This window comes from Nocardia sp. CS682 (assembly GCF_004634405.1).
In the GTDB taxonomy this organism is placed as follows: Bacteria; Actinomycetota; Actinomycetes; order Mycobacteriales; family Mycobacteriaceae; genus Nocardia; species Nocardia ninae.
On record NZ_CP029710.1, the window covers coordinates 136,490 to 161,452 of the forward strand.

Genomic DNA, 24,963 nt, shown 5'->3' on the forward strand with positions numbered 1-24,963 from the left:
GGCAGTTCGCTTGCGTGGCAACACCGGCCGGCCACTATCGAATGAGCTGTGCGGTCGTCCATTGGCGGAGCTTGTCGGGATTGCGGACAGCCCAGATGCGTCGGATCCGATTGTCCGAGATATCGAACGCCACCACCGCCGTAACGGTGCCGTTCATCTGGGTCACCAGACCGGGTTGGCCGTTGACCGTGCGCTCCAGGATCGTCACACCGCGTACCCGGCCTGAGACGTCGGCGAGGTAGCGGGCGATCTGCTCGCTACCCTCGATCGGGCGCGGTGCAGCGTTGACCTGACCGCCGCCGTCGGCGATGGCCGTCGCGGCGGGGTCGAGGAAACCGATGAGGGCGTTGATGTCCCGGGCTTCCCACGCCTGCTTGAACCCTCGGACGACGCGCGCCAGCTCGGCGGTAGGTGCCGCGGCGGGCTGCGCGGCATCGATGCGCCTGCGCGCTGAGGTGGCGAGCTGACGGCACGCGGCCGGGCTGCGACCGACGATCTCGGCCACTTCCGCGAACGGGTAGCGGAAAACGTCGTGCAGGATGAACGCCACGCGCTCGGCCGGGGTCATCGATTCGAGCACGACAAGAAAAGCCATGGTGATCGACTCGTCCAGGGTGACCCGGTCGGCAGGGTCGGTGCCCTCGCTCCACTCACCGCGGTCGGGCAGCGGTTCGGGAACCCACTCGCCGACATAGCGTTCCCGCCTGACGCGCGCCGAACCGAGCAGATCCAAGCAGATGCGGCCCGCGACTCTCGTCAACCAGGCACCCGGGGACGCAATGGCCCGCTGCTGATTCCTGGACATGGCATACCAGCGCGCATAGGTCTCCTGCACGACGTCCTCGGCATCGGCAAGCGAACCGAGGAGCCGATACGCGAGATTGATCAGCTGCCGACGCTCGCTCATGATCGTGTCCAGACTCGGATCGAGCCGCCCGTCCGGCCCCGCATCGGTGGTCATCGTGTCGCCGATCTTCCGCTGTTGCTTCCGCTCACATCGTTACGACGAAACAGCCGTCCGGAATGTGATGTTGCCAGGGCGACCGCGCGGGAACTGGCGTGGGCGGCGGGGACGTTCGCCGCCACCCACGACCAGCGGTGGGCCCGAGCAAGGCCCACGGCAACAAGCTCACCTGGCGGCAAACGACCTCTGGTAGTCGAGATAGGCCTCGATGACGGCGGTTTCGGTGGCGTATTGATCGCCGAAACGGTCGGGGCTCCAGTCGTCGGCGGGGGTCAGCTCGCTGGTTCCGTGCAGGAGTAGGTCGGTGAGAACCTTGGCATGGCCGGGGCCGTGGGTGAACCCGGCTTCGTTGTCTCCGGTCAGGGCATAGAGGCCCTCGACCGCGGCGACCGGCCCGACCAGTGCACGCCAATCAGGGGTGTAGCAGGGTGCGCCGTGTTCGACCGTGATGCTGGATCGCCGGGCAAGGGCCGGCATGACGGTGTCGGCGCGTGCGGCCACTCGCAGCAGTTCCCGCACACCGTCGTAAGGGATTTCGTCGAGCCGTTCCGGCATCGGGGCGTCCAGCAGGATGTTGCGCGGGTACGTGTCGTAAGTGCCGCCCCACAGCAAGCCGCCGTCGTGGCGGCGCACCCACAATAGTGTTCCGCCGTCGGGATCCTCGGGGATCAGACCCGAAAGGAACAGCGCGGGCAGGGTGCCGGGCAGGTCGAGGTTCTCGGTGATGATCCGTGAGGTGATCTGCGGTGCGGTGGGCAGAAATATGCCGAGGGGAGCGAGCAATTCGTTGCTCCAGGCGCCCGCCGCTACCACGACGGCCGCGCAATCAATTGTCCCGGTGGTGGTTTCGACGCCGACGATGCGACCGCCGCGGGTCCGCAGCGCGGTTACCGGCCGCCGCGCGTCGACCACTCCCGGGTAACGATGCAGCCGCTCGGCAAGGGCTGCCCCGACCTTCGGCGCGAAGACCTGCGCACCGCCTGGCGCGAACAATCCACCGGATATTCCACTGCCCGCGATCAGGCCGTGGGTCAGCGCCTCGACTTCGGCCGCGTCCAGGACGGTGGCCTGCTCGCCGTACTCCGCCCTGCTGTCCCTGATTTCCTGCAATGAGGACGCTCGGGCGTCCAGCGACAGGATCCCGTTGCGACGCAGGTCGATGTCGTGGCCTTCGGCTTGCAGCCGGGCGTAGTAGTCCAGGCTGTAGCTGGTGACGGCTTGCTCTGCGGCGAATGGTGTCCAGCTTGCCAGGAATCCGGCGCCAGCTGCGCTGGTGCCCTGGAAGAGCCCGTCGCGTTCCAGCAGAAGGATCCTTCCGGCACCGGCTTCGATCAGGTGCAGCGCCATTGTGCACCCTAGTATTCCGCCACCGATGACGACGACGTCGGAATGGTCAGACATTGTTCCTCCACAGCGAGTTCGACCGATATTTCGAACCCCGGGGCCCTGGGATGAAACCGACCCTAGCCGACTCCGGAAATTTTCGCCTATGGCAATTTTCGGGCCGAATGTGCAGCTCGCGGAGGCAATTTCGCTGGGCGGCGACCTCTTGGATGGGCGTTGCGCCGTCGGCCCAGCCGCAGCGCGCCTCACATTCCGGACGGCGGCGTCGTCGGAGTAGCGGAACCACAGCGGCCGTCGCCGGCGAACCGGTGCCGGTCGGAATCCCGAACAGAGGACGCGATGACTACCAACGATTCCGAACTCGCGGCGTTCTTCGCCGACCGTGCTGAGGCACAGCAGTCGAAGAACATCGATCGACTCATGGAGCACTACGACCCCGACATCGTCTACTACGACGTCGTACCCCCACTCCGGTTCGCCGGGCACGACGAGGTGCGCCGCAACTTCCTGCGCTGGTTCGACGGCTACGAGGGCCGTATCAGCTTGCAAACCCACGACCGCACCGTGCGGACCAGCGGCGACGTCGCCTTCGCCAACATGCTGCACCTGGACTCGGGAACCCGCAAAGGTGGTCTGCAAGCGTCGATTTGGGTCCGCGAGACGGTGTGCCTGCACCGGTCGAACGGCGGCTGGCTGATCACCCACGAACACATCTCGATTCCGATCAACCCGGAGAACATGCAAGTCTGGCTCGCCGCGGACAAGGACCAACCTGCCTGACGAAACCGCAGACCGGCTCGGGATACCCGGGCCGGTCGACGGTGACGTCAGCCGACACACCGTCTTCGGCCGATGACCTTCACCGAATTCGCCACTGCCGCCGAACAATTCGCTGGAGATTCCGCCGCGCGCCCCGATCCTTGGCAGAACATCAGATCGGAGAGGTTCCCCATGGCATCCACCGCCGCCTAGCGCGTCGACCACCCGCAGCGGCTGGAGCGCGGACAACCGTGGCCGGAGTGAAGGACAACGGGTCGACATCGTCTTCCGCGCCCACACCCACCACGACCACGCCAAGGATCTCGATTTCCTCGCCGAATCCGCCGAACACACCCCCGGCGTCAACCGCGGATTGCGGTCAGCGGTCGCCGTCGAACAGAGCCAGTACGCGCTGAGCAGCCGCATTACCTTCGGTGCGGGCAATGTGCCTCAGCTGCTCGCGATCGACCCCGCTGCATGCGAGCCGAAGAGCTTGCGAGGCATCCGATCCGATCAGGTTCTCCAGGATGTCAGCGATGGTGACGGCATCGTCGACGAGGGCCGCGTCGGCCGCGATCAACGGACCCAGCCACGCCAGCCCACCGTCGTCGCCGCCCACAGCGACCTCCGCTGCGACCAGTACCCACCGGGCTGCGCCGTCCTCGGGAGCGGCACGAAGGCGCTGTGCGGCATGGTTGCGCACCTTGGTCAAGGTGGCGATGCCGTTGGTGGACCGCCAGAACGGATCGTTGCGGGGGAGAGCGTCCAACGCCCGCAGACCATCCAGCAGCGCAGCCACCAGACGATCGGTGAATTGAGGGCACTCGGCCGCACGCCCGGTCTCGTTCAAGGATTCGACTGCCCTGATCGCGTCGTTGCCGAAATGGCCGGAGTTCAGCAAATCGGACACTGGTCGCGCATCGGTCATGCCCACCATCATGCGGGGAACTTCGTTGCGCTGAACTCGGCGGACCCGGGCATCCGTTGATGCGCGCTCCTGAGCATGTGCCGATGTACGCTGCGAAATCCGCTGCTGGACAGTCGATCAGGGGGAACTGATGCCACTCGCCTCTCGGCCGATGCCAGCCACACTTCCTCCTGATCGTCCGACCAACAGGGCGACCCGATGTGTCATCGGTCAACCGGCGGTTTTGGGTCGATTTCACGCCTGCCGCTTGGAGTTCGTCCTTAGTGTTGGGCTCGGTGTACGGCGTCGAGCCGGGTCAACTCGTCTGGCGTGAGCGATAGTCCGGCCGCGGCCACGTTGTCCATCAGGTGGTCCGGGTCACCTGTGCCGGGGATGAGCAGCAGATGCGGACCGCGGTGCAATGCCCATGCCAGGCGAATCTGCGCTGGTGTGGCGTCGTGAGCGTGGGCGATCGCACCGACTTCCGGGTGTTCGCCAGGCGTAATACCCGCTTCCCGACCCGTACCGGCGATGGTGAAGAACGGCACGAACGCGATTCCCTGCGCACCGCAGGCGTCGACGAACTCGTCCTGGTCGCCGCGGTGGCCCAGCCCGTACGGGTTCTGTACGCACACCACCGGGGCGATCGCCTGCGCTTCGGCCAAATCCGCGGGCGTGGCATTCGAGACCCCGAGGTGACGGATCAGCCCGGCCTCGCGCAACTCGGCCAGCACACCGAAATGCTCGGCGATCGAGTCGCGGCCGGACCGCCGCAGATACACCAGGTCGAGATGATCGCGGCCGAGTTGGCGAAGATTTCCTCGACCTCACCGCGCAGTTGCCCCGGTGTGGCCGGCTCCAGCCAATTCCCGGACCGATCGCGGCGCGGCCCGACTTTCGCGGCGATGACCAGCTCATCGGGGTACGGAGCCAGTGCGTGATTGATCAGCTCGTTCGCCGAGCGCAATCGGGAAAAGTAGAACGCGGCAGTATCAATGTGATTCACCCCGAGCTCGACCGCCCGACGCAGCACCCGAACAGCGTCACCCCGATCGCGCGGCACCGCATCCGCTGCGAACGCCTGACCGTACTGCGGAAGCCGCATCGCGCCCAGCCCGATCCGATTGACCGTCGACTCGCCGAGCTTCCAGGATCCCCCAGCCGCCGCATCCATCCCGCCCGAAACCATGAAAGTCAGTCTGCCACACGGCAAAACCACAATTCCGCAGCCGCCGAGCGCCCCGGAACACCAGCTCTCTGTTCAGCCAGTGCGCGATCAGCGGTGTGCGCGAATGTATTGCACCGCAGGCGGTCGTGCCCGCCAGCCGCTATCCCAGGCTCGGAAAGCCCCGAAATCTTCGCCGCTGTGGCTGCGACGGTCTGCAGGTGTCGCTGGACAACAAAGTTATCCGGGGCCACCACCAGCTACTTCAGCTCACTCTCGAGCCGGCTCAGCGCCTGCATGGCTTCGCGCTCGATCCGGGAGAGGTCGCTGAGGAGGGCGCCTGCTCGGGCAAGGTATTGCGCATCGCCTGACTCACCGGCTTGCGCGATCAGTGCGGCGACTTGTGTCCAACCGGTCGCCGCCTCGACGTACAACCGGTGACCGCTGCGCAGGTGGGGGTTGGCGAGGGTTTGGGTGCATTCGGCGAGGAAGTCGCGGTAGAAGTTGCGGAAGAGGGCGCCGCCGGTGCCTGCCTGCTCCATCAAGAGGGCGGCTTGCGGTAGGTCGCGCTGCGGGTCGTCGGTCCGCTCGAACCAGGTGGGTACCAGCTTGCCCGCCTTTTCGATGCCGCGGTATCCGAGGTTGGCGATGGGCGGGTTGAGGAAAGCGTCGGCGCAGGCGGTGATGGCGGGAACGATCCGGCTCTGCGGGGAAGGCGGGTCCTGCGCAGCAGTGAGGGCGAAGGATCGGTGCTTGGCGGTCATCGGACCACGCGCGGCCCTGGCCTGGGCGAGGCTGGTCAGCGTGGTGGACACCGCGCCGCCTTGCTGGTCGGTGTCCACTAGGTAGGCGTCGTGGTCGTCGTAGCCGTACATGGCGACGACGTGACCGCCGAAGTGCACCTTCGACTTGAAGTAGTCCAAGTAGTAGCTGTCGAGCTGAAGGCCGACGGGGTGGCCGGCGCCGAGGAGATCAACCAGGTTCTCCCACGCCTTGCGGGGGGAGCTGGTCTCCTGGACCAAGAGCTCCAGCCCGAGCCGGGTGGCCAGGTTTCTGGTGAGTTCGAACGGCTTGACCCGACCGCCGAGGAAGGGGAAGCCCATACTCTTACTGTCCCAGTAGATGAACGACAGTCCGGAGCCGAGACCGAACATCATCGGCTCGGACAGCTCGAGCCCATGCTGTCGCAGCAGCACGCCCAAAGCGGTTGTCTCACAATGCCGCATACCGCGGGCATCAATGTCGATCAGCATGGCTATGCGGACACCCTTCCTGGGCAGCGATCATCACTCTTCTCTCGGCGCTTCCGCTTGCCCAAGCGGGAACGGCCTCACGTACAGCCCGCACTCTTGGACGGCGAAGAAATCGCGCTGCCATTATGTTGGACTCTCCCGTGGTGGGAGAGTCCAACGCTATCCCGGCCGGACTTCTGGCCCGCCTCGAGAAAGATCGGCACTACCCGGCGAAATTCGGTCCGGCCGTCGCTCGGATCGGTGCGCGGGATGTTCTTCAACCCCCTTTCAGGCGGCGACGTGACTCGCGGCGAGCAATGCGTCGACGAAGCCATCGGCCTTCGCGTCGAAGGCGGCGTAGTGGGCGGTCCGCGCGTCCCCGTCGATCGCCTCGCCGATCACGAGATTGCCTTCGGCGTCGATACTTTGGGGCTGCTCCTCGGCATCGGGAAGCAGGCCTACCCGCGAGTCCGCGAAACCGCTGTAGTAGGCCAAGCCGTCGTTGAGCTGGGCTTCCAGTAGCCGCTGCATGCCGGGGATGATCGCGTCATCGGCTGTCGCTCCGGCCAATCCGAGCCACAGGATGCGCTTGCCTGCTAGGCGCGGCTTGCTGCGGCCGTAGGCGAAACCGTAGTTCCAAACGGCATCAATCCAGCCTTTGAGCAGGGCGGGAACGCTCTGCCAGTAGACCGGGAACACCACGACCACGATCTCGGCGGCCAGCAGGCGCCGCATGTGCGCCTCGGTGGTGGGGGAGTAGACCTTGTCGCGATTGCCCCACTCGGGCTGGTCTGCGACGGTCATCCGCGGGTCGAAGTTCTCGGCCTGCAGATCGAGGAAGTCGACCGTGTACCCGGCGGCGGCGAGGCGGCCGACGGCGCGGCCGGCGATATGAGCGGACAGCGAGTCGGAGCGGTGGTGGCCGAGGACCACGAGCGCGGTGGCGCCCGGTGTGGCGGAATCGGTGGTGCTCGATCCGGCGGTGGGGGTCATGGTGGCGGCGGACTGGGTCACGGTGCGTTCTCCTGTTCGATCGGGTGCGGGCTGGTCGGGCCCGGTCGCATCAGTCAACCGCGGATCGTGTGGACGATCTATGGGTGATCATCTTCATTCGATAGGAATTCGTCTACGATGGCAGGGTGGACCCGTTGAGTTCGTTGCTGAGCGGCATTCGTGCCGAGGGATCGGTCGTGGCCCATGCCGTGCTGCGCCCGCCGTGGACGATTCGCTTCGCCGACCGTGCGCCCCTGATCATGGTGACGGTGCTGCGTGGCGACGGCACGCTGGTGCTCGCTGATGGATCGCGCACGAGCTTGGTCGCCGGCGACACCGCGCTCGTGCAGGCGGGTGAACCTTTTTACCTTGCCGACGCGCCCGACGCGCTCGACCGTCCGCACGAGCGCTACGAGCTGTCCTGTTTCGTGCCGGACGGATTCGGCCCGGCCGATACCAGTTGCGCGGCATCGGAATTGATCGTCACGCCATCCACAACCGGTGTGCCAGGCGAGACTTCGCTGCTCGTCGGCGCCTACCGGGCATCGGGGCGACGCCACGAACGGCTGTTGCGAGCGCTCCCGCAGGTGATGGTGATCAACGAAGACCCTGAAATGTGCTTGTGGCTGGAGCAATCCGCCGCCGACGCAGTCCGTTTCAGCGCGGGCTCGCAGGCGCTGATGGACCGGCTGCTGGACTGGGCACTGGTCTGCACGTTGCGCACCTGGCTCGCCGAACAGCAGCATTGCGCGCCCGCCTGGTACCGGGGGATGGCCGACCCGATCGTCGGCCCGGCGCTCACCGCCATCCACGACCGGCCGTTCCACCGCTGGACCGTGGCGAGCCTGGCCGCCGAGGCGGCGGTCTCGCGCGCACTGTTCGCTCGGCGCTTCACCGAAGTGATGGGCGAACCGCCACTGGCCTACCTCACCGAATGGCGCATGGCCGAAGCCGAAGAACTGCTCGCCGACCCGGCTCGCAGCGTCGCCCAGGTGGCGAACACGGTCGGCTACTCCGACACCTTCGGCTTCAGCGCGGCCTTCAAACGGCTCCGCGGGACGAGTCCCACCGAGTTCCGGGCAGCGCTGGTGCGGGCCGCACCCCGCGACGAGTCGTCGTCCGGGTGGATCTCGACAGCATCGAACCACGCCACGCGCTCACGCCGCACGCGTGCGACGAGGACAGGGGTCTCGGTCTCGCGCTAACCAATCGGGTATCCCCTTGAGATTCCAGTACCGGCGATGCCGCGTGCGGACCCGGGTGGATATCAGCCGAGATCCGGCGTTTTGGCTTCGTGCGGCGCCTTATCGGTCCGCAGACCGCGCCAACTCGGGTGGCGGAGCCCGTCGGCGCTGGCCTCGCGGTATTCGATGTCGGCCACGAGTTCGGGTTCGACCCAGTGCGCCGATGCGGTGACGGAGCGTGGCGGTGGGATGTCGAAAGGGGTGTCGGGGCGGGTGATTTCGTTGAGGCGGAACTGGAGGACCTTGCGGTCTCGCATCGTCCAGCCGGTGCCGACGTTGCCGATGTGCACGAGGCGGCCCGCCGCGTCGTAGGCACCCATCACGATGGAGCCGAAGATGCCGGAGTAGCGCCCGTTGCCGGGGAGCCAGCCGGCGATGACCACCTCGGTGGTTTTGCGTAGCGGGGTTTTGATCCAGGCGGGGGAGCGGCGGCCGGGCTGATAACTGGAGTCGAGGCGTTTGGAGATGATGCCTTCCAGTCCGTGGTCCCTGGCGACCTCGAGCATGGTGGCCGAAGTGACGTCGACGTAGTAGGGCGGGGTGCGAGTGAGGGGTAGGTCGATCGCCAATTCGTCTAGTCGGGCGCGTCTTTCGGCATAGGGCAGCGCCATGATCGACTCTCCGTTGACGCCGAGCAAATCGAAAACGAGGTATTGCACCGGCACTTCACGCAAGAGTTCGGCGGTGGGCCGGACCACGTGCATCCGGCGCTGTAGCCGACGGAAAGATGGCACGCCGGTGCCCGGCTCGGGTGCCACGATCTCTCCGTCGACCAACACGTCCATGCCATCGAGGAGACCAGCAAAAGCAGTGGTCAACTCGGGAAAAGAACCACTGATATCGCGGGTGTTCCTACTGTAGAACCGGCATTGCCCGCCGTGCCATCGGCCGAGGGCGCGAATGCCGTCCCACTTCATCTCGATCGCCCACAGACCGGTGTCTGCCGGTGGCCGCCCGGAGACGGCCAGCATCGGCGCCGGCGCTGATTGCACAAGATCAGCATATATCCAGCAATCGGTAAGTATGGGACGGTCGCGCCAATAACTACTGTGGTCGGCTCCCGACCGGGGCGGGAGTCCCGGTTTCGGCGAGTCCGGTCAGGGCCTGCGGCAATTCTCCCTGGTGCAGCACGCCGAGGCGCTGGGTGGCGCGGGTCAACGCGACGTAGAGCTCGGCCGCACCGCGCGGTCCGTCGGCGAGGATCCGTTCCGGCTCCACGACGAGAACGGCGTCGAACTCCAACCCCTTCGTCTCCGATGCCGCCACCGCACCGGGCACATCCGGCGGCCCGATCACCACGCTGGTACCTTCGCGACCTGCCTCCTCGCGGACGAATTCCTCGATGACAGTGGGCAATTCGTCAGCGCGCACCCGCTTCGCCCACGGCTGGACTCCACACGCGCGCACCGACTCCGGCGGCTGTACATCGGGGGCGAACTCGGCGAGTACCGCAGCGGCAACGGCCATGATCTCCGCAGGGGTGCGGTAGTTCACGGTCATCGACCGGTAGATCCACCGGCCGGGCACATACGGCTGCAACATCGCGTCCCACGAGGTAGCGCCCGCGGCCGACCGGCGTTGAGCCAGATCGCCGACCACGGTGAACGATTTGCCAGGGCAGCGTCGCATCAGTACCCGCCAGTCCATTTCGGACAACTCCTGCGCCTCGTCGACGACGACATGCCGGTAGGTCCAATCCCGATCCGCCGCAGCGCGTTCGGCGAGTTCCCGAGTGTCGCGCTCGAGGAAACGATCCGCCAGGTCTTCGGCGTAGAGCAGGTCTTGGGCGAACAGGTGGTCCTCGTCGTCCATCATGTCCTCGCGACCCACCATCAGGTCCAGCACGCCGGCGGCATACTGCGCCTGCTCCTTGCGTTCCCGCTCGGCGGTCTGGTCGACGGGCTTGTCGCGCCCGAGCAGATCGACCAATTCGTCGAGCAGCGGCACGTCCGAGACCGTCCAGGCGGTGCCGTCGGTACGCAACAGGGCCTCGTCGCCGCCCGCCGCGAGTAGTCGTTCGGCGGACGTATAAAGCTCGGCCAGCAGCGTTTCCGGTGTCAGAATCGGCCAGAACTCCTCGAGTGCGGCCGTGAACGCGGCGTTGTCGGCGAGCTCCGCGATCAGGTCTTCCCGCAACTGCTCCCATGCTTCGGTGTCCGAGCGGGTCAGCCAGCCCTTGCCGATCCGGGCGATCGCTCGTTCGGTGAGCGCCCAGGTAAGGATTTCCTGGAACACCTCGCGTGCCTCGTTGTGTGGCCGCCCGCTCGCCCGCGCCTCTTCTCTGGCCCACCCCGCGATCTCGGCGTCGATTCGCACCGTGACATCCGCCAACTCGATGAGCTGAGGCTCACAGGGTAGGCGCTGGCGATCGGCGACCGCCGCCGCGAGCACGTCCAGGATCTGCAGTGAACCTTTGAGGCGAGCCGCCTGCGGCGTGTCCTCAGCGGTGACGCGCAGGCCGGGCACGAGGTCGCCGGTGGTGGTGAACACCACGTTGGTCTCGCCCAGCGACGGCAGCACGCGGCTGATGTGGTTCAGAAACGCCGGATTGGGTCCGACCACGAGCACACCCTGCCGCTCCATCCGCTCACGTTGGGTGTAGAGCAGATACGCGACACGGTGCAGCGCCACCACGGTCTTTCCCGTGCCCGGCCCACCCTCGATCACCAGCACGCCGGGATGGTCGAGCCGGATGATCTCGTCCTGCTCGGCCTGGATCGTCGCCACGATGTCGTTCATCCCATCACCGCGCGGCGCGTTGACCGCCGCGAGCAACGCCGCGTCCCCGCGCTCGGAGCCCTCCGGACGGCCGAGCACCTCATCGGTGAAATCGACCAACCGACGCCCACGGGTGTGGAACTGGCGCCGGCGACGCATGTTCTCCGGTGTCGCGGCGGTAGCCACATAGAACGGACGCGCCGCCGGGGCCCGCCAATCGAGCAGCAGCGGTTCGAACTCGTTCGCCTCGTCGAACAGCCCGATCCGGCCGATGTAGGATCGCTCGCCGGTGAGCGTGTCCAATCGACCGAAACACAGCCCGTTGTCCGCCACGTCCAGCCGCATCGCCTCCTTGGCCAGCGCGCGCACCTCGAAATCCCGTTCCATCGGGGTGCCGTCGTTCCCGCGCAACGCCGCCGCGTACCTGCCCTTCACGCGGGCGCGCTCGGCATCGAGCCGCGTGTAGAGCCCGGCAACATAGCTGCGCTCGGACTGCAATTCGTCTTCGTACCCGTGGGTTGGCATGTGCCCCTTCACTTCTTGTTCTGTTACGACCATCTCCCGTGTGTTCATGCCGACACCGTCGACCCTTGCCGGACCGGCCCCAGCAGCGTCGCGGCTGCCGCCTCGGTGCGAAGTGCGACGGTCGCAGCCGTCACTCGGTCGCGGCCTCGCAGCTTCACAACCGCCCCCTCGTCGCCCCGCGACCTGTTCGTCGCCCACCACACGCGCACCCGAAATCTCCATTCACAGGGTTCTGACCTAGGCGAGCAATTGTGCGGCATCACCCCGGCCTTGCCGCAAGCCCCCCTGTGCGCTATACATTGAGAGTGGGAAGGAGTAGATCCTTTCCATTTTTCTTGTCCGGAGTAGACGGACCTCCTCGCGACGCCGTATGAACGGTTCCCCTTGCCGGAAACTGGTTGCGCACAATAGCGCGGTTCCGGTCTGCACCCTCGAATCGGACGTTCCAAAGCCACGCTTTATGACGGCTGCAGCGACGCTGGTCGTGGACACGGTAAGCCTGACCGACGAATATGTTTGTGAGCACTGCACATTGCGCGAAATATGTCGAAAGTGTCGGTGGCGCAGCGTAATCTCACGGGCATGCCGCCAAAATACATCCACGAGGGGTTGGTGGAACTGTTCCGCTGTCGGCCCGAGCTGGCAGCAGGTTTTCTGCATGAGGTATTCGGGTTGCCCCTACCCGATTTCCAGCAGACCCGTACCGAGGCTTGCGATTTCACCGACATCGGGCCCAAGGAATTTCGCGGGGACATGGCCTTCTCGCTGACCGATGGGTCCGGTACCCCGGTGGCAGGAATCGCGGTCGAGGTGCAGCTACGTCGAGACGGCACTCGACAATGGAGCTGGCCGGTTTATGTCGTCACCCTTCGGGCGCGGTTGAAATGCCCGGTGTTCCTGCTCGTGGTGGCGCCGGATGTCGGTGTCGCGGAATGGGCGGCGCGACCGATCGACCTCGGGCATCCCGGCATGACCCTGCGTCCGCTGGTGCTGGGCCCGGGCCAGGTGCCCGCGGTGACCGATCCGGCTGAAGCCGTTGCGGTGCCGGAGCGTGCGGTGCTGTCGGCGATCGCACACGCCGAAGGCCCGCAGGCACGTGAAGTTCTCGCTGCCCTGCTCGCAGGCCTCGTTAAGACCGAGGACGAGCGAGCGAAAATGTATTATGACATCGTGCACAAGGCTCTGTCTGAGTCGGCGCAACACCAGCTGGAGGAGCTGATGACCACGGGATACGAGTACCAGAGCGACTTCGCCCGGAAGTATGTCGACGAAGGTCGGGCGAGTGAGGCGGCCCGCATGGTTCTGACGGTGCTGGATGCTCGCGGCATTTCCGTCAGCGACGAAATTCGTACGCGGGTGTCGAGGTGTGCTGACGTGGATCAGCTCGAGACGTGGGTTCGGCGCGCCGTGTTGGTCGATACTGCGGACGAACTGTTCGACTGAGTTCGCGTCAGCTTCCCGGCCAAGCGAGGTCGGTGCCGTGGGCGTACCGACGCATCTGCGGCCGATAGACGCTTTCGCGACCTCATCGAAGTCGGGCGCAGGATACTTCGTAGACGTTCAGAGGCCGAGTTTGGTGACTGCGTTGTCTTCCAACGGGTTTGCTGTGCGGATGTATCCGTGCACGGTGCGGGGATTGGACCAGCGTCCCTGACGCATGATCTCGCGGTCGCTGGCACCGCCGAGCGCGGCCTGGGTGGCGAAGCCGGCGCGTAGGGAGTGGCCGGAGAAGAGGTCGGGGTCCAGTCCGGCGCGGGCGGCGTAGCGTTTGACCAGTTCGGCGACGGCTCGGCCGGACATGGGGGTGGCGCCGACCGTACCGTGACGATTTATGGTGGGGCACAAGGGTAGGTCGGGTTGCTCGGCGAGAGCGGTTCCGGTGAAGCCGTGACAGCGGTGGATGTCCGGGTCTGAGGTGTCGTTCGTGAGGTGGGCGCGCAGGCCGGATGTGCCTGCGGCGGTGTGTATTTCGAGCAGGCGCACCCAGTCGGCGAACGCGCAGACGGGGCAGGTGCGCGGGCGTTGGCCGCGGGGCAGCGCGACGCGTTGTTCGGCGACACCGGTCGGGTCGGTTTTCGTCGACGGCAGTCGCACCAGCAGGACCGGTTCACCGGTGGCGTGATCGAGTTGCACCTCCACGTCGGCGATGCGTAGCCCGGCGACCTCACTGCGTCGCAGCGCGCCCGCGAACCCGATCAACAAGACGAGCGCGTCACGGCGCCGAGCGGGTTCGGTGGGCCAGCCGGGTTCGGGTAGCCCGGCCAGCAACTGGTCGAGGGTGTGCAACAGCACGGGGCGTTTGCGTTTCGGCTGTGTGCGCCGAGTCTTTCGGATGCCGCGCAGAGTGAGGCGGACAACGTCGGAGCGGGTGGGGGAGGGCAATCCGTTGGCGGCGTGCACGGCGGCAATCGCGGCGGACTTGCGTTCCAGCGTCGCCGCGCTGAACGCCCACTCCCCGGTGTCGCGGCGCGCGTCGGCCGCGGCGGCCAGGTAGACGGCGACGTCGAGCGGGTCCGCAGGCATCGCCTGCCGGCCTTCGTCCAGACACCACGCCGACCAGGCGATCCAGTCGGTTCGGTAGGCGCGCAACGTATTCGCGGATTGCGATGCTTCGAGATAGCGGCGTAGCGAACCCGCCTGATCGTCGTCGAACCGCTCCCGCACCAACCGCAGCGCGGCCGCGTCCACGAGCACACTGCGCACCCCGCGACGCAACTCGGTGCGCACCGACTCCGGCATCGCAATGACAGCGGCGCGCTCTTCCATCGATCAGCTCCCTGTTTCTAGACCGATGACATTGTCCCGCCGTGGCAGTCGAATTCGCGGGATCGAGTGCCTACCGCGCGTCGGGGGTGTGCCGAATGTGCGTGTCACTCGGTACGCAGATCGTGGACGTCGAATCGGTGGGTCTGCCAGATCTGGCGCGAGCGTTCTTCGGGGTAAGGCTCTGTGCTCGGCTCGGCGGCGTAGACGCGGGTTGACCGGGTGTCCGGATCGTATGGGGCCCAGCCGGGGTCGCCGGTGCTCGCGAAGTTCAGCCAGCCGGCGCGCATCTCGTGGCCGATGTGGTGGGCCTCGTCCACCGCCGTCGGCCCACCGTAGCTGCGCACTTCGTCGAGGCTGAGCGTGCCGAACACCAATAGGTTGTCGAGGCTGTGTGAGGCGCCTTGCGCGGGATTGAAGCTCCAGCAGAGTTCATAGGTCCAGGCTTGCCCACCTCCCGCGTGGTGAGCGTTCGCAAGATGCAGACTCGGCATCCGAAACAGCCAGTCGGCGTTGACGAGTTCATCCAGCTGTCCGGGACTGGCCTCGAGGTAAACGGTTCGGTAGTCCTTGTCCGAGGCAGGCGCGAGTAGCTCGAGTGTGGCGCTCACCTGCTCATCGGTTACCTCGCTACCGAGACGGGCGTTGAACAGTCGGTATTCGTCGCGGGTATGCCCCACGAGCACATCGATGCCCCGCGCGGCACCGGCGGCGAGCGCACGCCATGGTGCTGCTGCCAGGACATCACCGTCGACGACGGGCGAAAACGGTGTAGGCGTCAGCGCCGTGGGTCCCCACGATTCGACGTACTCCGGCATCTTCTGAATGACCGCGTCGGTCGCGTCGATCAAGGCGCGCGGTGAAATACGAGCCAGCTCGTCCACGGTGGCTTGCACACCGACTTCCGCGGCGATCGTTGCCGAGATCGCGGCGGCGAGCCTCGGTGTGAAGTAAGTGCCCGGGACACTCTGCGCGATGGCACGACGAAACAGCCCCGCAGCCATCGGCATAACCAGCAGTGCCGCAATGCAACCCGCGCCAGCAGACTGGCCGAACACAGTGACGTTCCCCGGGTCACCCCCGAACGCAGCGACGTTGTCCTGCACCCATCGCAGCGCGGCGACCTGATCGAGAATGCCACGGTTGTCGGGAGCACCACCGATACGGGCGAAGCCTTCCGCGCCGACGCGATAGTTCATGTTGACCGCGACCACACCGGACCGAGCAAGAGTCGTACCGTCGAGGTGCGGGTTGCCGGAGGTGCCCTCGAGGTACTTGCCGCCATGAATCCACACCATCACCGGCAACCCGGCGGCACCGAGGTCAGGTGACCAGACATTGACGGTCAAGCAGTCACCGCCGGCTACCCAATTCGCCTGCGGCACCGGCGGTCCGAACTCCAGCGCATCCCTAACGCCATCCCACGACTGCGCCGCAACAGGAGCCGCAAACCGCCGCACCCCAACCGGTGGCTGAGCGTAGGGGATGCCCCGGAAGACCGCCACAGCGTTCTCCCACCTGCCGCGCACAACTCCAGCAGTAGTGCGGACTTCACATTGGTCGTTCACGTCAGAGTGCTCACTTCCGTCCGATGGGTGCCCACGAGGAACCCCTGAAAATCATCTGCCGAGAACACCCTGCTGGAAAGGCAGTGCCCGCGCCGGAGCGACGCAGCTTTCAGCACGGTCTGGCCTGACTCGGAATCAGATTGAGCAGGCCCTCTGACCACCAGAGGTCGGAGGCAAGGCGCGCCCGACGGGTTCAACCACTTTGCTTGACCTGAACTATGGTTGATATTTCAGACTTCCATGCATGCATGATGACACCGAGGCGATTCGGGAACTCTTCGACCGCTATACCGAACTCTGGGTTCGGCATGAGATGCGGGAATGGGGCGAGCTGTTTACCGAGGAGTGCGACTTCATCACGCATCGGGGCGTGTGGTGGCGGTCGCGGGAGGAAAATGTGCGCGGGCACGAGGATGTACCCGAATCCGTGCTGGCGCAGAAGAAGAACTACAGCCAGACGATCATCGACATCCAGCCGCTGACTCCTGGAGCGGTGCTGGTGCATACCGAATGGGTGTGGCCCGGTCACGTCTTGCCGGGCGCTGCCGGGGCTGAGGACCGTCGCGGTCTCATCACTGCGGTGCTCGTACAACGCTCGGGGCGCTGGCTGATCCGGGCGGTACAGAACACGCGACTCAACGGGCTCGATGACTTCGCACCGATTGCGTCGCATAGTGCGGCTCCGGTTGGCCGTCATCCCGCGCAGCCAGGTTCAGACGCGCCGCCGACTCGGACGCTGTGAATGCCGCCTTCGCCACTGGCACCCCGCACCGCAGACCGTGCCCCACTTGGCGACTTCGATAGTGGCTTCCGACGCCGGGCGCGCCCGGTAGTCAGCCCTGGATTGTTGGGTAGGTCAAGTCGTGACCACCGCATTGCTCACCGCCGACCGGATGGCTACTCGGCGGCAGTATCGGGAAGCGACCGGCGGCCGCCGCCGACCAACATCCATCCGCCAGGAGTTGAGCGCGCGGCCGCACAGGCGGCATGCGTCCTTCTCCAAGTTGGTTGATTACACCCCTCCGGCTCAGAGTTGACGCCTCAGAACTGAGAAGTGGTACGCCCGTGCAGGGGTGCACAGTTTTCGCCGGGTTTCGTTGCGATTCCGTTTCGTTGGGTGCGACCAAACGTAAACGTATTAGAACCAGCCAGTTTGGGGGAGTCTGTGGAATGCCGATCGGGTCTGACCGCCGATAATGTTCACTTATCGGGGGTCAGTACGGCGAGGTCAGTAAATGAACCTTCCTGCGACACGGCATATTTCGTTTCGTGTGAATACGTCAATAGTGACGAAACCAACGCTACGATTCTCCGGTGTCCAACGTCTGCAACTACCCGGGCTGCTCCCGACCGATCACGCGTGGCGGGGGACCTGGCCGTCCCTCGGAATACTGTGACCATCCAGATCACACACGATGGCGCGCGTGGCGGGAACGTCAACGGCTGCAGGAGGAGTCGGAGGCACCGGCCGGTTCTGTCACTGTGACGCAGCAGGGGCCGGTGACTGCGGCCCGGCTCCGTACGGATGAGCTGCTCATCCAATTCCGTGGCCTGGCAGACCAACTGGGTAACACCCTGAATGCCGCTGTTGCCGAGCTGTCCACCCTGGGCGACCCGTCCGTGGCCGAAGCGCAGGTCCAGGCGGTGCAAGCGGATGCGGCCCGGCGTATTGCCGAGGCCGAAATGGCTACCGTCGCCGCGGAACAGGCGCGACGGGAGGCGGAGGAGGCGCGTGCGCTCGCCGAGGCCGCCGCCGATGACGCGGCCGGGGCGGCCGAACGTGCCGAAGCCTTGGTTGCCGACGCCAACAGCACCCGTGATGATGCGCTGCGTGAAGTGGAGCGTGCCACCAGGCAGGCCGCCGATGACGTATTCGCGGCGCGTAGTGAAGCGGAGGCCGAGGTGCGCACTGCGCGGCGCGAGGCTGCCGAGGAAGTCGATCGGATTCGCAAGGAAGCCGCTGAACAGGTGGAACGGGCGGAACGGCGAGCCGCGACGGAAATCGCACATGCGCAACGTGAATCGGCTGCCCAGGTCAGTGCGGCACAGTCCGAACGCGACCTTGCTGTCCAGCGCGCCGCCGACGCCGAACGGGCCACCGAGCGTGCGGAGCAGGCCACGATGGAACGCATCGAAGCGGCCAACGAGGCTCGCGAGGAGTGGCGCAGGGTCCGCGCCGAACTCGACACCGCCCGTACCGAGCTGGCCGAGATCCGCCGGACCGCCGCCGCCGATCTCGCCGCGGTCCGCGCCGAAGCAACTGCCACCATCGAGAAGGCACGCACCGAGGCGGCGCATCGCATCGCGGCACTGGACGAAGCACGCAGCCAAACACTGGCCCGCGCCGAGCGCGCCGAGGCCCAGCTCGATGAACTGCTCGCCGAAACCCGCCGCAAGCCGGGAACGGTTACGGCGGTGGACAGTCGATCGGGGGCGTGAGTTCGTACTCGGCGATCCAGAGTCGTGCGCGGCCAGGATCGAACGGCGGCAACGCCAGTCGGCATCGGTCCGAAGCCGGCGCCGCGCGAGCCGCCACAGAGGAATTCGAGAGTGGGCACCTGGGTTCCGTGTACACCGTGGGAGCGGCACACTGCGGCGTTCGACGCACATCGCTACCGTCAGGCTCCACTCGGCGGCCGAGCTGTGCGAGCTGAAAGTCGTCCCGGGTGTTCAGAAGTCGCAGATCGCTATGGGCAGGGCACGTTCGCCATGTGCACCCCTCTTCGCCAAACTTCTGATAATCGGCACGCACGATGATGTCGAGAACCGGTCACCTGCTCCGTCCTAGGGATACACCGGCCAGAACGGCCGACCACACCGAGAGGACGACCATGCAACCGAACGAGATCACCGAGGTGCTGAACCGACCGATCAGCCGAGAGCTGCTGGCTCGCGACTTCACCCGTCTGGCGTACGTGGCCAAGGACGGCACACCCCGCAATATCCCGATCGGGTTCACCTGGAACGGTTCGGAGATCGTCATGTGCACCTCCACGAACGCCCCGAAACTGGCGGCCCTGCGCAAGAACCCGATGGTGGCGTTGACGATCGACACCGAGGTGCATCCACCGAAACTGTTGCTCATCCGCGGTCAGGTCGAGCTGGACGTCGTCGACGGTATCCCGGAGGAGTACCTGCAAATGAACGGCGGCTACCAGATGACACCCGAGCAGCGCGTCGAATGGGAGGCCGGGGTTCGGGCGCTGTACGACAGCATGGTCCGGATCGTGGTGACGCCCACGTGGGCGAAGCTGATCGACTTCGAGACGAACCTGCCGAGCCCGATCGAGGAATTGGTCCAGCAGCGGGCGGAGCGTCAGCAAGCCTGAGTCGGAAAATCTCGCGGCGCGATGTCGAGAATCCGCCCGTGGCTTCGTCCCTGAAGCAGACCGGCCACAATGGGCCGAACCACATCAAGGAGAACCTCATGAAGTACCTGTTCCTCAAGCACTATCGGGGCGCACCCGCATCGGTCAACGGCGTCCCGATGGACCAGTGGACACCGGACGAGATCACGGCTCATGTGCAGTACATGGAGGACTTCGCCGCTCGACTCCAGAGCACCGGCGAGTACGTCGACTCGCAGGCGATCGCCCCGGAGGGCACGTTCGTGCGTTACGACGGCGAGGGACGGCCGCCGGTTACCGACGGCCCGTTCGCGGAGACCAAGGATCTGGTCGCCGGCTGGATGGTGGTCGACGTGGACAGCTACGAGCGGGCGATCGAGCTCGCCGGTCAGTTGTCCGCGGCGCCGGGTGCGGGTGGTAAGCCGGTGCAAGAGTGGCTCGAGGTGCGCCCGTTCTGGAGCCCGCCGCCGACCATCACGGAGTGACGCGCAGTGGATGACGCTCTGCTGCGGGCACTTACGCCCGCGGTGATCGGCATTCTCGGCCGCCGCGGCGCGGACTTCGCGGCGGCCGAGGATGCGGTGCAGGAAGCATTGCTCGAAGCGGTGCGCGGGTGGCCGGACGATCCGCCGCGCGACCCCAAGGGCTGGTTGGTCACCGTGGCCTGGCGCAAGTTCCTCGACGCCGCCCGCGCCGACACCTCCCGGCGGCGGCGCGAGGAACTGCTCGAGGAGGAGCCCGCGCCCGGACCGGCGGAAACAGCGGACGACACGCTGAAGCTGTATTTCCTGTGCGCGCACCCGTCTTTGACGCCCGCGTCGGCCGTCGCGCTGACCCTGCGCGCGGTCGGCGGGCTGACCACGAAACAGATCGCGCAGGCCTACCTCGTGCCGGAATCCACCATGGCCCAGCGCATCAGCCGGGCCAAGCGAACCGTCTCGGGTGTCCGGTTGAACCGCGCCGGTGACGTCGGCACGGTGCTGCGCGTGCTCTACCTCGTCTTCAACGAGGGCTACTCCGGCGATGTCGACCTCGCCGCCGAGGCGATCCGGCTCACCCGCCAGCTGGCGGTCATGACCAAGCACGAGGAGGTGGCGGGACTGCTCGCGCTCATGCTGCTGCACCACGCCCGGCGTCCGGCCCGGACCCGCTCCGACGGAAACCTCGTGCCACTCGCGGAACAGGACCGAAGCCTGTGGGACACCCGCATGATCGCCGAGGGTGTCGATGTCCTCCAAGCCGCGCTCAGCCGGGATCGCTTGGGGGAGTTCCAAGCCCAGGCTGCGATCGCGGCGCTGCACGCCGACGCCCAAACCGCCGAGGAGACCGACTGGGTGCAGATCGTCGAGTGGTACGACGAGCTGCTGCGCCTCACCGACAACCCGGTGGCCCGCCTCAATCGAGCCGTCGCGGTGGGCGAGGCCGACGGACCGCGGGCGGGGCTGGCCGCCTTGGCGGAGCTCGACCCCGGCCTGCCTCGACACACTGCGGTCGCGGCATACCTGCACGAACGCGACGGCGATTTGGTGACCGCGGCACGGCTCTACACCGAAGCCGCCGGGACGGCCACCAGCCTTCCCGAGCGCGTTCATCTCACGCGTCAGGCCGCGCGACTCAACACGCAGCTGCGCGGGTGAGTGGAGTCGGTGAGGTGGCTCTGAAATCGTCGCAGACTCAACGGAACAGGGTCGGTTCGTTCCCATAAACTCGAGACACAACAGCGCCGCGAGGCGGAGCAGGAGGACTCGAAGCATGGCCGTGATCCACGAGACCACGATGGTGCCCACCAAAGTCGAGTTGTTGGCCGCGTGGTTGCCGACGAGGTCGTGGTATCGCGGAAGCGCTCGCCCGGTGTTGCAGCGGACCGGGGGTTTCCGGCTCGACGATCCGGACGGGGAGGTCGGGATCGAATTCATGGTGGTGACCGACACTTCGGGCGAAGAGCCGGTCACCTACCAGGTGCCGTTCGCCTATCGCGGCGCACCGCGCGACGGCGCGGAGGACGCGCTGATCGGCACGTCGATGCATGGTGTGCTCGGGCAACGGTGGCTCTACGACGGGACGCGTGATCCGGTGGTGGTGGCGCAGATTCTGGCCCTGCTCGGCGGAACGGTCGAACCTCAGGCGCAGCACGCCAGCGCGACGGTGGACGAATCGGTCGCGGTGACCACCCCCGACATCGCCGTTCCCACACTGGAATCGGAGCCGGTGGTGGCGGAAGACGGATCGTCGCGCACCGACATAATGGTCGGTGCTCAAGTACCCGGCAGCACTGCGATCGTGCGGGTGAACCGGGTTCTGCAACCCGGTGACGAGTCGTCCGACCGGGCCGGTGCCGGTCACGTCACCGCGTCGTGGCAGTTGCCGGACGGTGCTTCGGTACGCGGCGTGTTCTTGTCCTTCGACGGTCACGTGGCGAGTTGACGAACGTCATGGCTGCCGACAATGATCCGGCAGCTGCCATCTCTGCCTTGACCGAGATGACGGCGATTACTGTCGAGGAATGAACCCGCAGCCGCTTGCCCTGCCATCCGCTGACTGGTCCGCCTGGCTCGCCGATAACGTCGGCGAGCGATTGCAGTCCGCCTCGGACACGCTGAAGCAGCTGAAGGACGGCACTTCCCGCGACACCGCCACGGTGCTCGGCCGCTGGAACGACGCGGACATCGCGCTGCGCGGTGCCGAGTCGGCCGCCGGATTGTTCGTCGAGGTGCACCCCGAGTCCGATGTGCGCACCCTGGCCGAGGAGCTGGTCCAGCAGATCGATCGGAGCAAGACCGATCGCAACCTCGACCGTGCGCTCTACGACGTCGTCGCCGCCACCGACCCGGCAGGCTTGAACGAGGTCGCCCTGCGCATGCGCGAGCATGTGCTGCGCGACTTCCGCCGCAGCGGCGTGGACCGCGACGAGAAGACCCGCACCAGGCTTCGGGAGATCTCCGAGCGGCTCACCGTGCTGGACCAGGACTTCGGCCGCGCCATCCGGGACGACGTCCGATCGGTCCGGCTCAGCGCCGCGCAACTCGACGGTCTGCCTGCCGATTTCATTGCCGCCCATCCGCCCGCCGAGGATGGACTCGTCACCGTCACCACCGACTATCCGGACTACCGCCCGTTCCGGGTCTACGCACGCGACGCCGATGCCCGCCGCAGCCTCACGATCGAGTTCGAGAACCGCGGTTGGCCGGCCAACGACGCTGTCCTGCACGAGATGTTCGACCTGCGGGACGAGAAGGCCCGGCTCCTCGGTTACGACAGCTGGCCCGACTACGACGCCGACGTCAAGATGATCGGCACCGGAAACGCCATCGCCGAGTTCATCGAGCGGATCTCCACCGCTGCTGATGCTGCGGGCCGCCGCGATGTCGACGCACTGCTCGCGCGCCGCCGGGAGGACGACCCCGCCGACACGATCGACCGTTCCGAGACCGGTTACTACATGGAGCTGATCCGGCGCGAACAATTCGATGTCGATGCCACGGAGGTACGCCGATACTTCGATTTCACCCGGGTACGCACCGGCCTGCTCGAGGTGACCGGTCGGCTGTTCGGCCTGGAGTATCGACCGGTCGACGTCCCGCGCTGGCACGAGGACGTCACCGCCTATGACGTCTATGCCGACGGTGAACGGCGCGGCCGGATCTACCTCGACCTTCATCCACGCCCAGGCAAATACAAGCATGCGGCGCAGTTCGATCTCGTCGGTGGCATCACCGACCGGCTGCTGCCCGAGGGAGTGTTGGTGTGCAACTTCCCCCGTGGGCTGATGGAACACCAAGACGTCGTCACGCTGTTCCACGAATTCGGGCATCTGATTCATCATGTGCTCGGTGGTCGGCAGGAATGGGCACGGTTCTCGGGCGTGGCCACCGAGTGGGACTTCGTCGAGGCACCGTCACAGATGCTCGAGGAATGGGCATGGGACGCGGACATTCTGGGCAGCTTCGCCATCGATGAGACCGGCACTCGCATCCCCGCCGACCTGGTGGAACGGATGCGAGCGGCGAAAGACTTCGGTAAGGGAATTACGATAAAGACCCAGGTCGGCTACGCCGCAGTGTCGTATCTGCTGCACCGGGACCGGCCCGCCGACCACACCGCAGCGGTCATGCAGGCCATGGAACGTTACGGCATGATTCCCGGATTGCCGGGCACGCATTTTCAGGCTTCGTTCGGACATCTCGCCGGATACACCTCTGCGTATTACACGTATTTGTGGAGTCTGGTGATCGCGAAGGATCTGTTCTCCGCCTTCGACGCCGATGACCTGTTCGATCCCACGGTGGCGCACCGATATCGCGATCGAATTCTCGCTCCCGGTGGATCTCGGGACGCGGCGGATCTGGTGGCCGACTTCCTCGGTCGCCCCTCCGGCTTCGATGCTTTCCGGGCGTGGTTGGATACCGCGCCGGTGGCGAGTGCTGGTCGGTCGGCCCCATAAGTCCCGGCCCGGAACTCTCGAGCTGCCGAATCGTCAGGGACGCATCATAAGAGCATTCGGCAACGGTCTAGCAACCCGCATGGATGGTCGCCGACCTGACCGACCGGCGAGTCCAGCGCTCCCGCGAGAGTGCCGACTGCGTCCGATGATCGGCACTCGGCGCACCGAGTGGAAGCAAACACGCGGCTAACGGAACGGCTCGGCCATATCATGTAGCTATGCCCGAAAACGAGCTCGGAGGGCGTACGGAACCACTGGCCGGCGGTGTCCGGCAAGCGATAGTGGTTGCCGGTGCCTGCTCGATGATCGTGGGTGTGGTCATAGCGATATGGCCGCACAAATCGCTGCCGACCGCGGAGTTGCTTTTCGGCCTCTACCTGCTGCTTAACGGCGGACTGCAGATGGTCGTCGCGTTCGGCGCGAAAATCGCGCCCGCCCTGCGCGTGCTCGTCTTCGCCAGCGGAGTGGTGTCGTTGTTGCTCGCCATGCTGTGCTTCAACGGCGGCAATTCGGCACTGCTGCTGTCGTTCTGGATCGCGCTGGCGTGGTCGATTCGCGGCATCTGCCATGCGACGGTCGCCGTCTGGGCAACCAACCTGATCGGCGGCGGCAGGCAGGAAGTGTTCGGGCTGGCCACCATGCTGCTCGGCATCATCGTCGGTGTGCTGCCCTTCGACTCGGTGGATGTGCTCGGCTTGGTGGTCGGACTGTTCCTCATCCTCATCGGGACCATGGAGGTGCTCAGCGTGGCTGCGGTACGCCACGGTGTGGTGGACCTGACCGGAGTGTCGCGGATGCGCGCGGTTCGCCTGGATCCCTGATCGTCAGTTGCGTGCACGCGAAGCCGAAGTCTGGTCTTGTGCACGCGCTGCGCACAGGGAGATCCGGCGGAATATGGTGGCGCGCATAGGGTGCGGCCGGACTCCCTGATCGGCAATTCCGCGCGCACCGCCGCGATGTTGCGATGCAGGTCCGCCCGAGCGGCATGACGGC

The 24,963-nt window shown here is 66.1% G+C and carries 20 protein-coding genes and 1 pseudogene; 11 read left to right on the top strand and 10 right to left on the bottom strand.

Annotation, left to right across the window (positions count from 1 at the left end):
* Nucleotides 1–34: 34 nt before the first annotated feature.
* Together sigJ and DMB37_RS00660 are read right to left on the bottom strand one after the other, a co-directional pair.
* Complete coding sequence (sigJ, locus tag DMB37_RS00655) at nucleotides 35–961, bottom strand: RNA polymerase sigma factor SigJ (RefSeq protein WP_135230957.1); 927 nt, start codon at nucleotides 959–961, stop codon at nucleotides 35–37.
* A 168-nt stretch (nucleotides 962–1,129) separates the two neighbouring features.
* Nucleotides 1,130–2,365 carry an FAD-binding oxidoreductase gene (locus DMB37_RS00660; RefSeq protein WP_135230958.1) on the bottom strand — a complete coding sequence of 412 codons (1,236 nt, stop codon included), beginning with the start codon at nucleotides 2,363–2,365 and terminating at the stop codon, nucleotides 1,130–1,132.
* 282 nt (nucleotides 2,366–2,647) lie between these two features.
* Between DMB37_RS00660 and DMB37_RS00665 the strand changes: the two genes are divergently transcribed.
* On the top strand, nucleotides 2,648–3,088 hold the full coding sequence (locus DMB37_RS00665) for a nuclear transport factor 2 family protein (protein WP_135230959.1): 441 nt from the start codon (nucleotides 2,648–2,650) through the stop codon (nucleotides 3,086–3,088).
* A gap of 358 nt (nucleotides 3,089–3,446) precedes the next feature.
* Here DMB37_RS00665 and DMB37_RS00670 read toward each other — a convergent pair whose 3' ends face one another.
* From DMB37_RS00670 to DMB37_RS00685, 4 genes and pseudogenes are all read right to left on the bottom strand, one after another.
* Nucleotides 3,447–4,007, bottom strand: coding sequence for a hypothetical protein (locus DMB37_RS00670; RefSeq protein ID WP_135230960.1), 561 nt, complete (start codon nucleotides 4,005–4,007; stop codon nucleotides 3,447–3,449).
* A gap of 248 nt (nucleotides 4,008–4,255) precedes the next feature.
* A pseudogene (locus DMB37_RS41855) lies at nucleotides 4,256–5,163 on the bottom strand (aldo/keto reductase).
* Between the two features lie 236 nt (nucleotides 5,164–5,399).
* Nucleotides 5,400–6,392, bottom strand: coding sequence for a BtrH N-terminal domain-containing protein (locus tag DMB37_RS00680; RefSeq protein WP_206055146.1), 993 nt, complete (start codon nucleotides 6,390–6,392; stop codon nucleotides 5,400–5,402).
* 267 nt (nucleotides 6,393–6,659) lie between these two features.
* A complete protein-coding gene (locus DMB37_RS00685) occupies nucleotides 6,660–7,442 on the bottom strand; it encodes an NAD(P)H-dependent oxidoreductase (RefSeq protein WP_240772175.1) in 783 nt (260 codons plus the stop codon).
* A 68-nt stretch (nucleotides 7,443–7,510) separates the two neighbouring features.
* On the opposite strand from DMB37_RS00685, the gene DMB37_RS00690 reads away from it, so the two are divergent.
* The gene (locus DMB37_RS00690) at nucleotides 7,511–8,569 is read left to right on the top strand and encodes an AraC family transcriptional regulator (RefSeq protein WP_135230962.1); all 1,059 of its coding nucleotides are present in this window, start codon (nucleotides 7,511–7,513) and stop codon (nucleotides 8,567–8,569) included.
* Nucleotides 8,570–8,631: 62 nt separating this feature from the next.
* Here the strand turns inward: DMB37_RS00690 and ligD are convergent, their stop codons facing one another.
* Both ligD and helR read right to left on the bottom strand, forming a co-directional pair.
* On the bottom strand, nucleotides 8,632–9,579 hold the full coding sequence (ligD, locus tag DMB37_RS00695) for a non-homologous end-joining DNA ligase (RefSeq protein WP_135237249.1): 948 nt from the start codon (nucleotides 9,577–9,579) through the stop codon (nucleotides 8,632–8,634).
* Nucleotides 9,580–9,652: 73 nt separating this feature from the next.
* Nucleotides 9,653–11,851, bottom strand: a complete 2,199-nt coding sequence (helR, locus tag DMB37_RS00700) for an RNA polymerase recycling motor ATPase HelR (RefSeq protein WP_167768666.1) — start codon at nucleotides 11,849–11,851, stop codon at nucleotides 9,653–9,655.
* A 543-nt stretch (nucleotides 11,852–12,394) separates the two neighbouring features.
* On the opposite strand from helR, the gene DMB37_RS00705 reads away from it, so the two are divergent.
* A complete protein-coding gene (locus DMB37_RS00705; protein ID WP_135230963.1) occupies nucleotides 12,395–13,294 on the top strand; it encodes a hypothetical protein in 900 nt (299 codons plus the stop codon).
* Between the two features lie 117 nt (nucleotides 13,295–13,411).
* Here DMB37_RS00705 and DMB37_RS00710 read toward each other — a convergent pair whose 3' ends face one another.
* Both DMB37_RS00710 and DMB37_RS00715 read right to left on the bottom strand, forming a co-directional pair.
* The gene (locus DMB37_RS00710; protein ID WP_135230964.1) at nucleotides 13,412–14,617 is read right to left on the bottom strand and encodes a site-specific integrase; all 1,206 of its coding nucleotides are present in this window, start codon (nucleotides 14,615–14,617) and stop codon (nucleotides 13,412–13,414) included.
* Nucleotides 14,618–14,721: 104 nt separating this feature from the next.
* A complete protein-coding gene (locus DMB37_RS00715; RefSeq protein WP_135230965.1) occupies nucleotides 14,722–16,182 on the bottom strand; it encodes a carboxylesterase/lipase family protein in 1,461 nt (486 codons plus the stop codon).
* A 244-nt stretch (nucleotides 16,183–16,426) separates the two neighbouring features.
* On the opposite strand from DMB37_RS00715, the gene DMB37_RS00720 reads away from it, so the two are divergent.
* From DMB37_RS00720 to DMB37_RS00755, 8 genes are all read left to right on the top strand, one after another.
* Entirely contained in the window at nucleotides 16,427–16,924 is a 498-nt protein-coding gene (locus DMB37_RS00720; protein ID WP_135230966.1) for an SgcJ/EcaC family oxidoreductase, read from the top strand.
* A gap of 740 nt (nucleotides 16,925–17,664) precedes the next feature.
* Complete coding sequence (locus DMB37_RS00725; RefSeq protein WP_135230967.1) at nucleotides 17,665–18,621, top strand: hypothetical protein; 957 nt, start codon at nucleotides 17,665–17,667, stop codon at nucleotides 18,619–18,621.
* A 392-nt stretch (nucleotides 18,622–19,013) separates the two neighbouring features.
* The gene (locus DMB37_RS00730) at nucleotides 19,014–19,511 is read left to right on the top strand and encodes a pyridoxamine 5'-phosphate oxidase family protein (RefSeq protein WP_135230968.1); all 498 of its coding nucleotides are present in this window, start codon (nucleotides 19,014–19,016) and stop codon (nucleotides 19,509–19,511) included.
* Between the two features lie 98 nt (nucleotides 19,512–19,609).
* Nucleotides 19,610–20,014 (top strand): YciI family protein, encoded by a 405-nt coding sequence (locus DMB37_RS00735; RefSeq protein WP_135237251.1) that lies wholly within the window; start codon nucleotides 19,610–19,612, stop codon nucleotides 20,012–20,014.
* A 6-nt stretch (nucleotides 20,015–20,020) separates the two neighbouring features.
* Nucleotides 20,021–21,166, top strand: a complete 1,146-nt coding sequence (locus DMB37_RS00740) for an RNA polymerase sigma factor (protein ID WP_135230969.1) — start codon at nucleotides 20,021–20,023, stop codon at nucleotides 21,164–21,166.
* A 115-nt stretch (nucleotides 21,167–21,281) separates the two neighbouring features.
* A complete protein-coding gene (locus DMB37_RS00745; protein WP_135230970.1) occupies nucleotides 21,282–21,953 on the top strand; it encodes a 1,4-alpha-glucan branching protein in 672 nt (223 codons plus the stop codon).
* A gap of 79 nt (nucleotides 21,954–22,032) precedes the next feature.
* Nucleotides 22,033–23,970 (top strand): M3 family metallopeptidase, encoded by a 1,938-nt coding sequence (locus DMB37_RS00750; protein ID WP_135230971.1) that lies wholly within the window; start codon nucleotides 22,033–22,035, stop codon nucleotides 23,968–23,970.
* Nucleotides 23,971–24,188: 218 nt separating this feature from the next.
* On the top strand, nucleotides 24,189–24,791 hold the full coding sequence (locus DMB37_RS00755; RefSeq protein WP_135230972.1) for a DUF308 domain-containing protein: 603 nt from the start codon (nucleotides 24,189–24,191) through the stop codon (nucleotides 24,789–24,791).
* Nucleotides 24,792–24,963 lie beyond the last annotated feature (172 nt).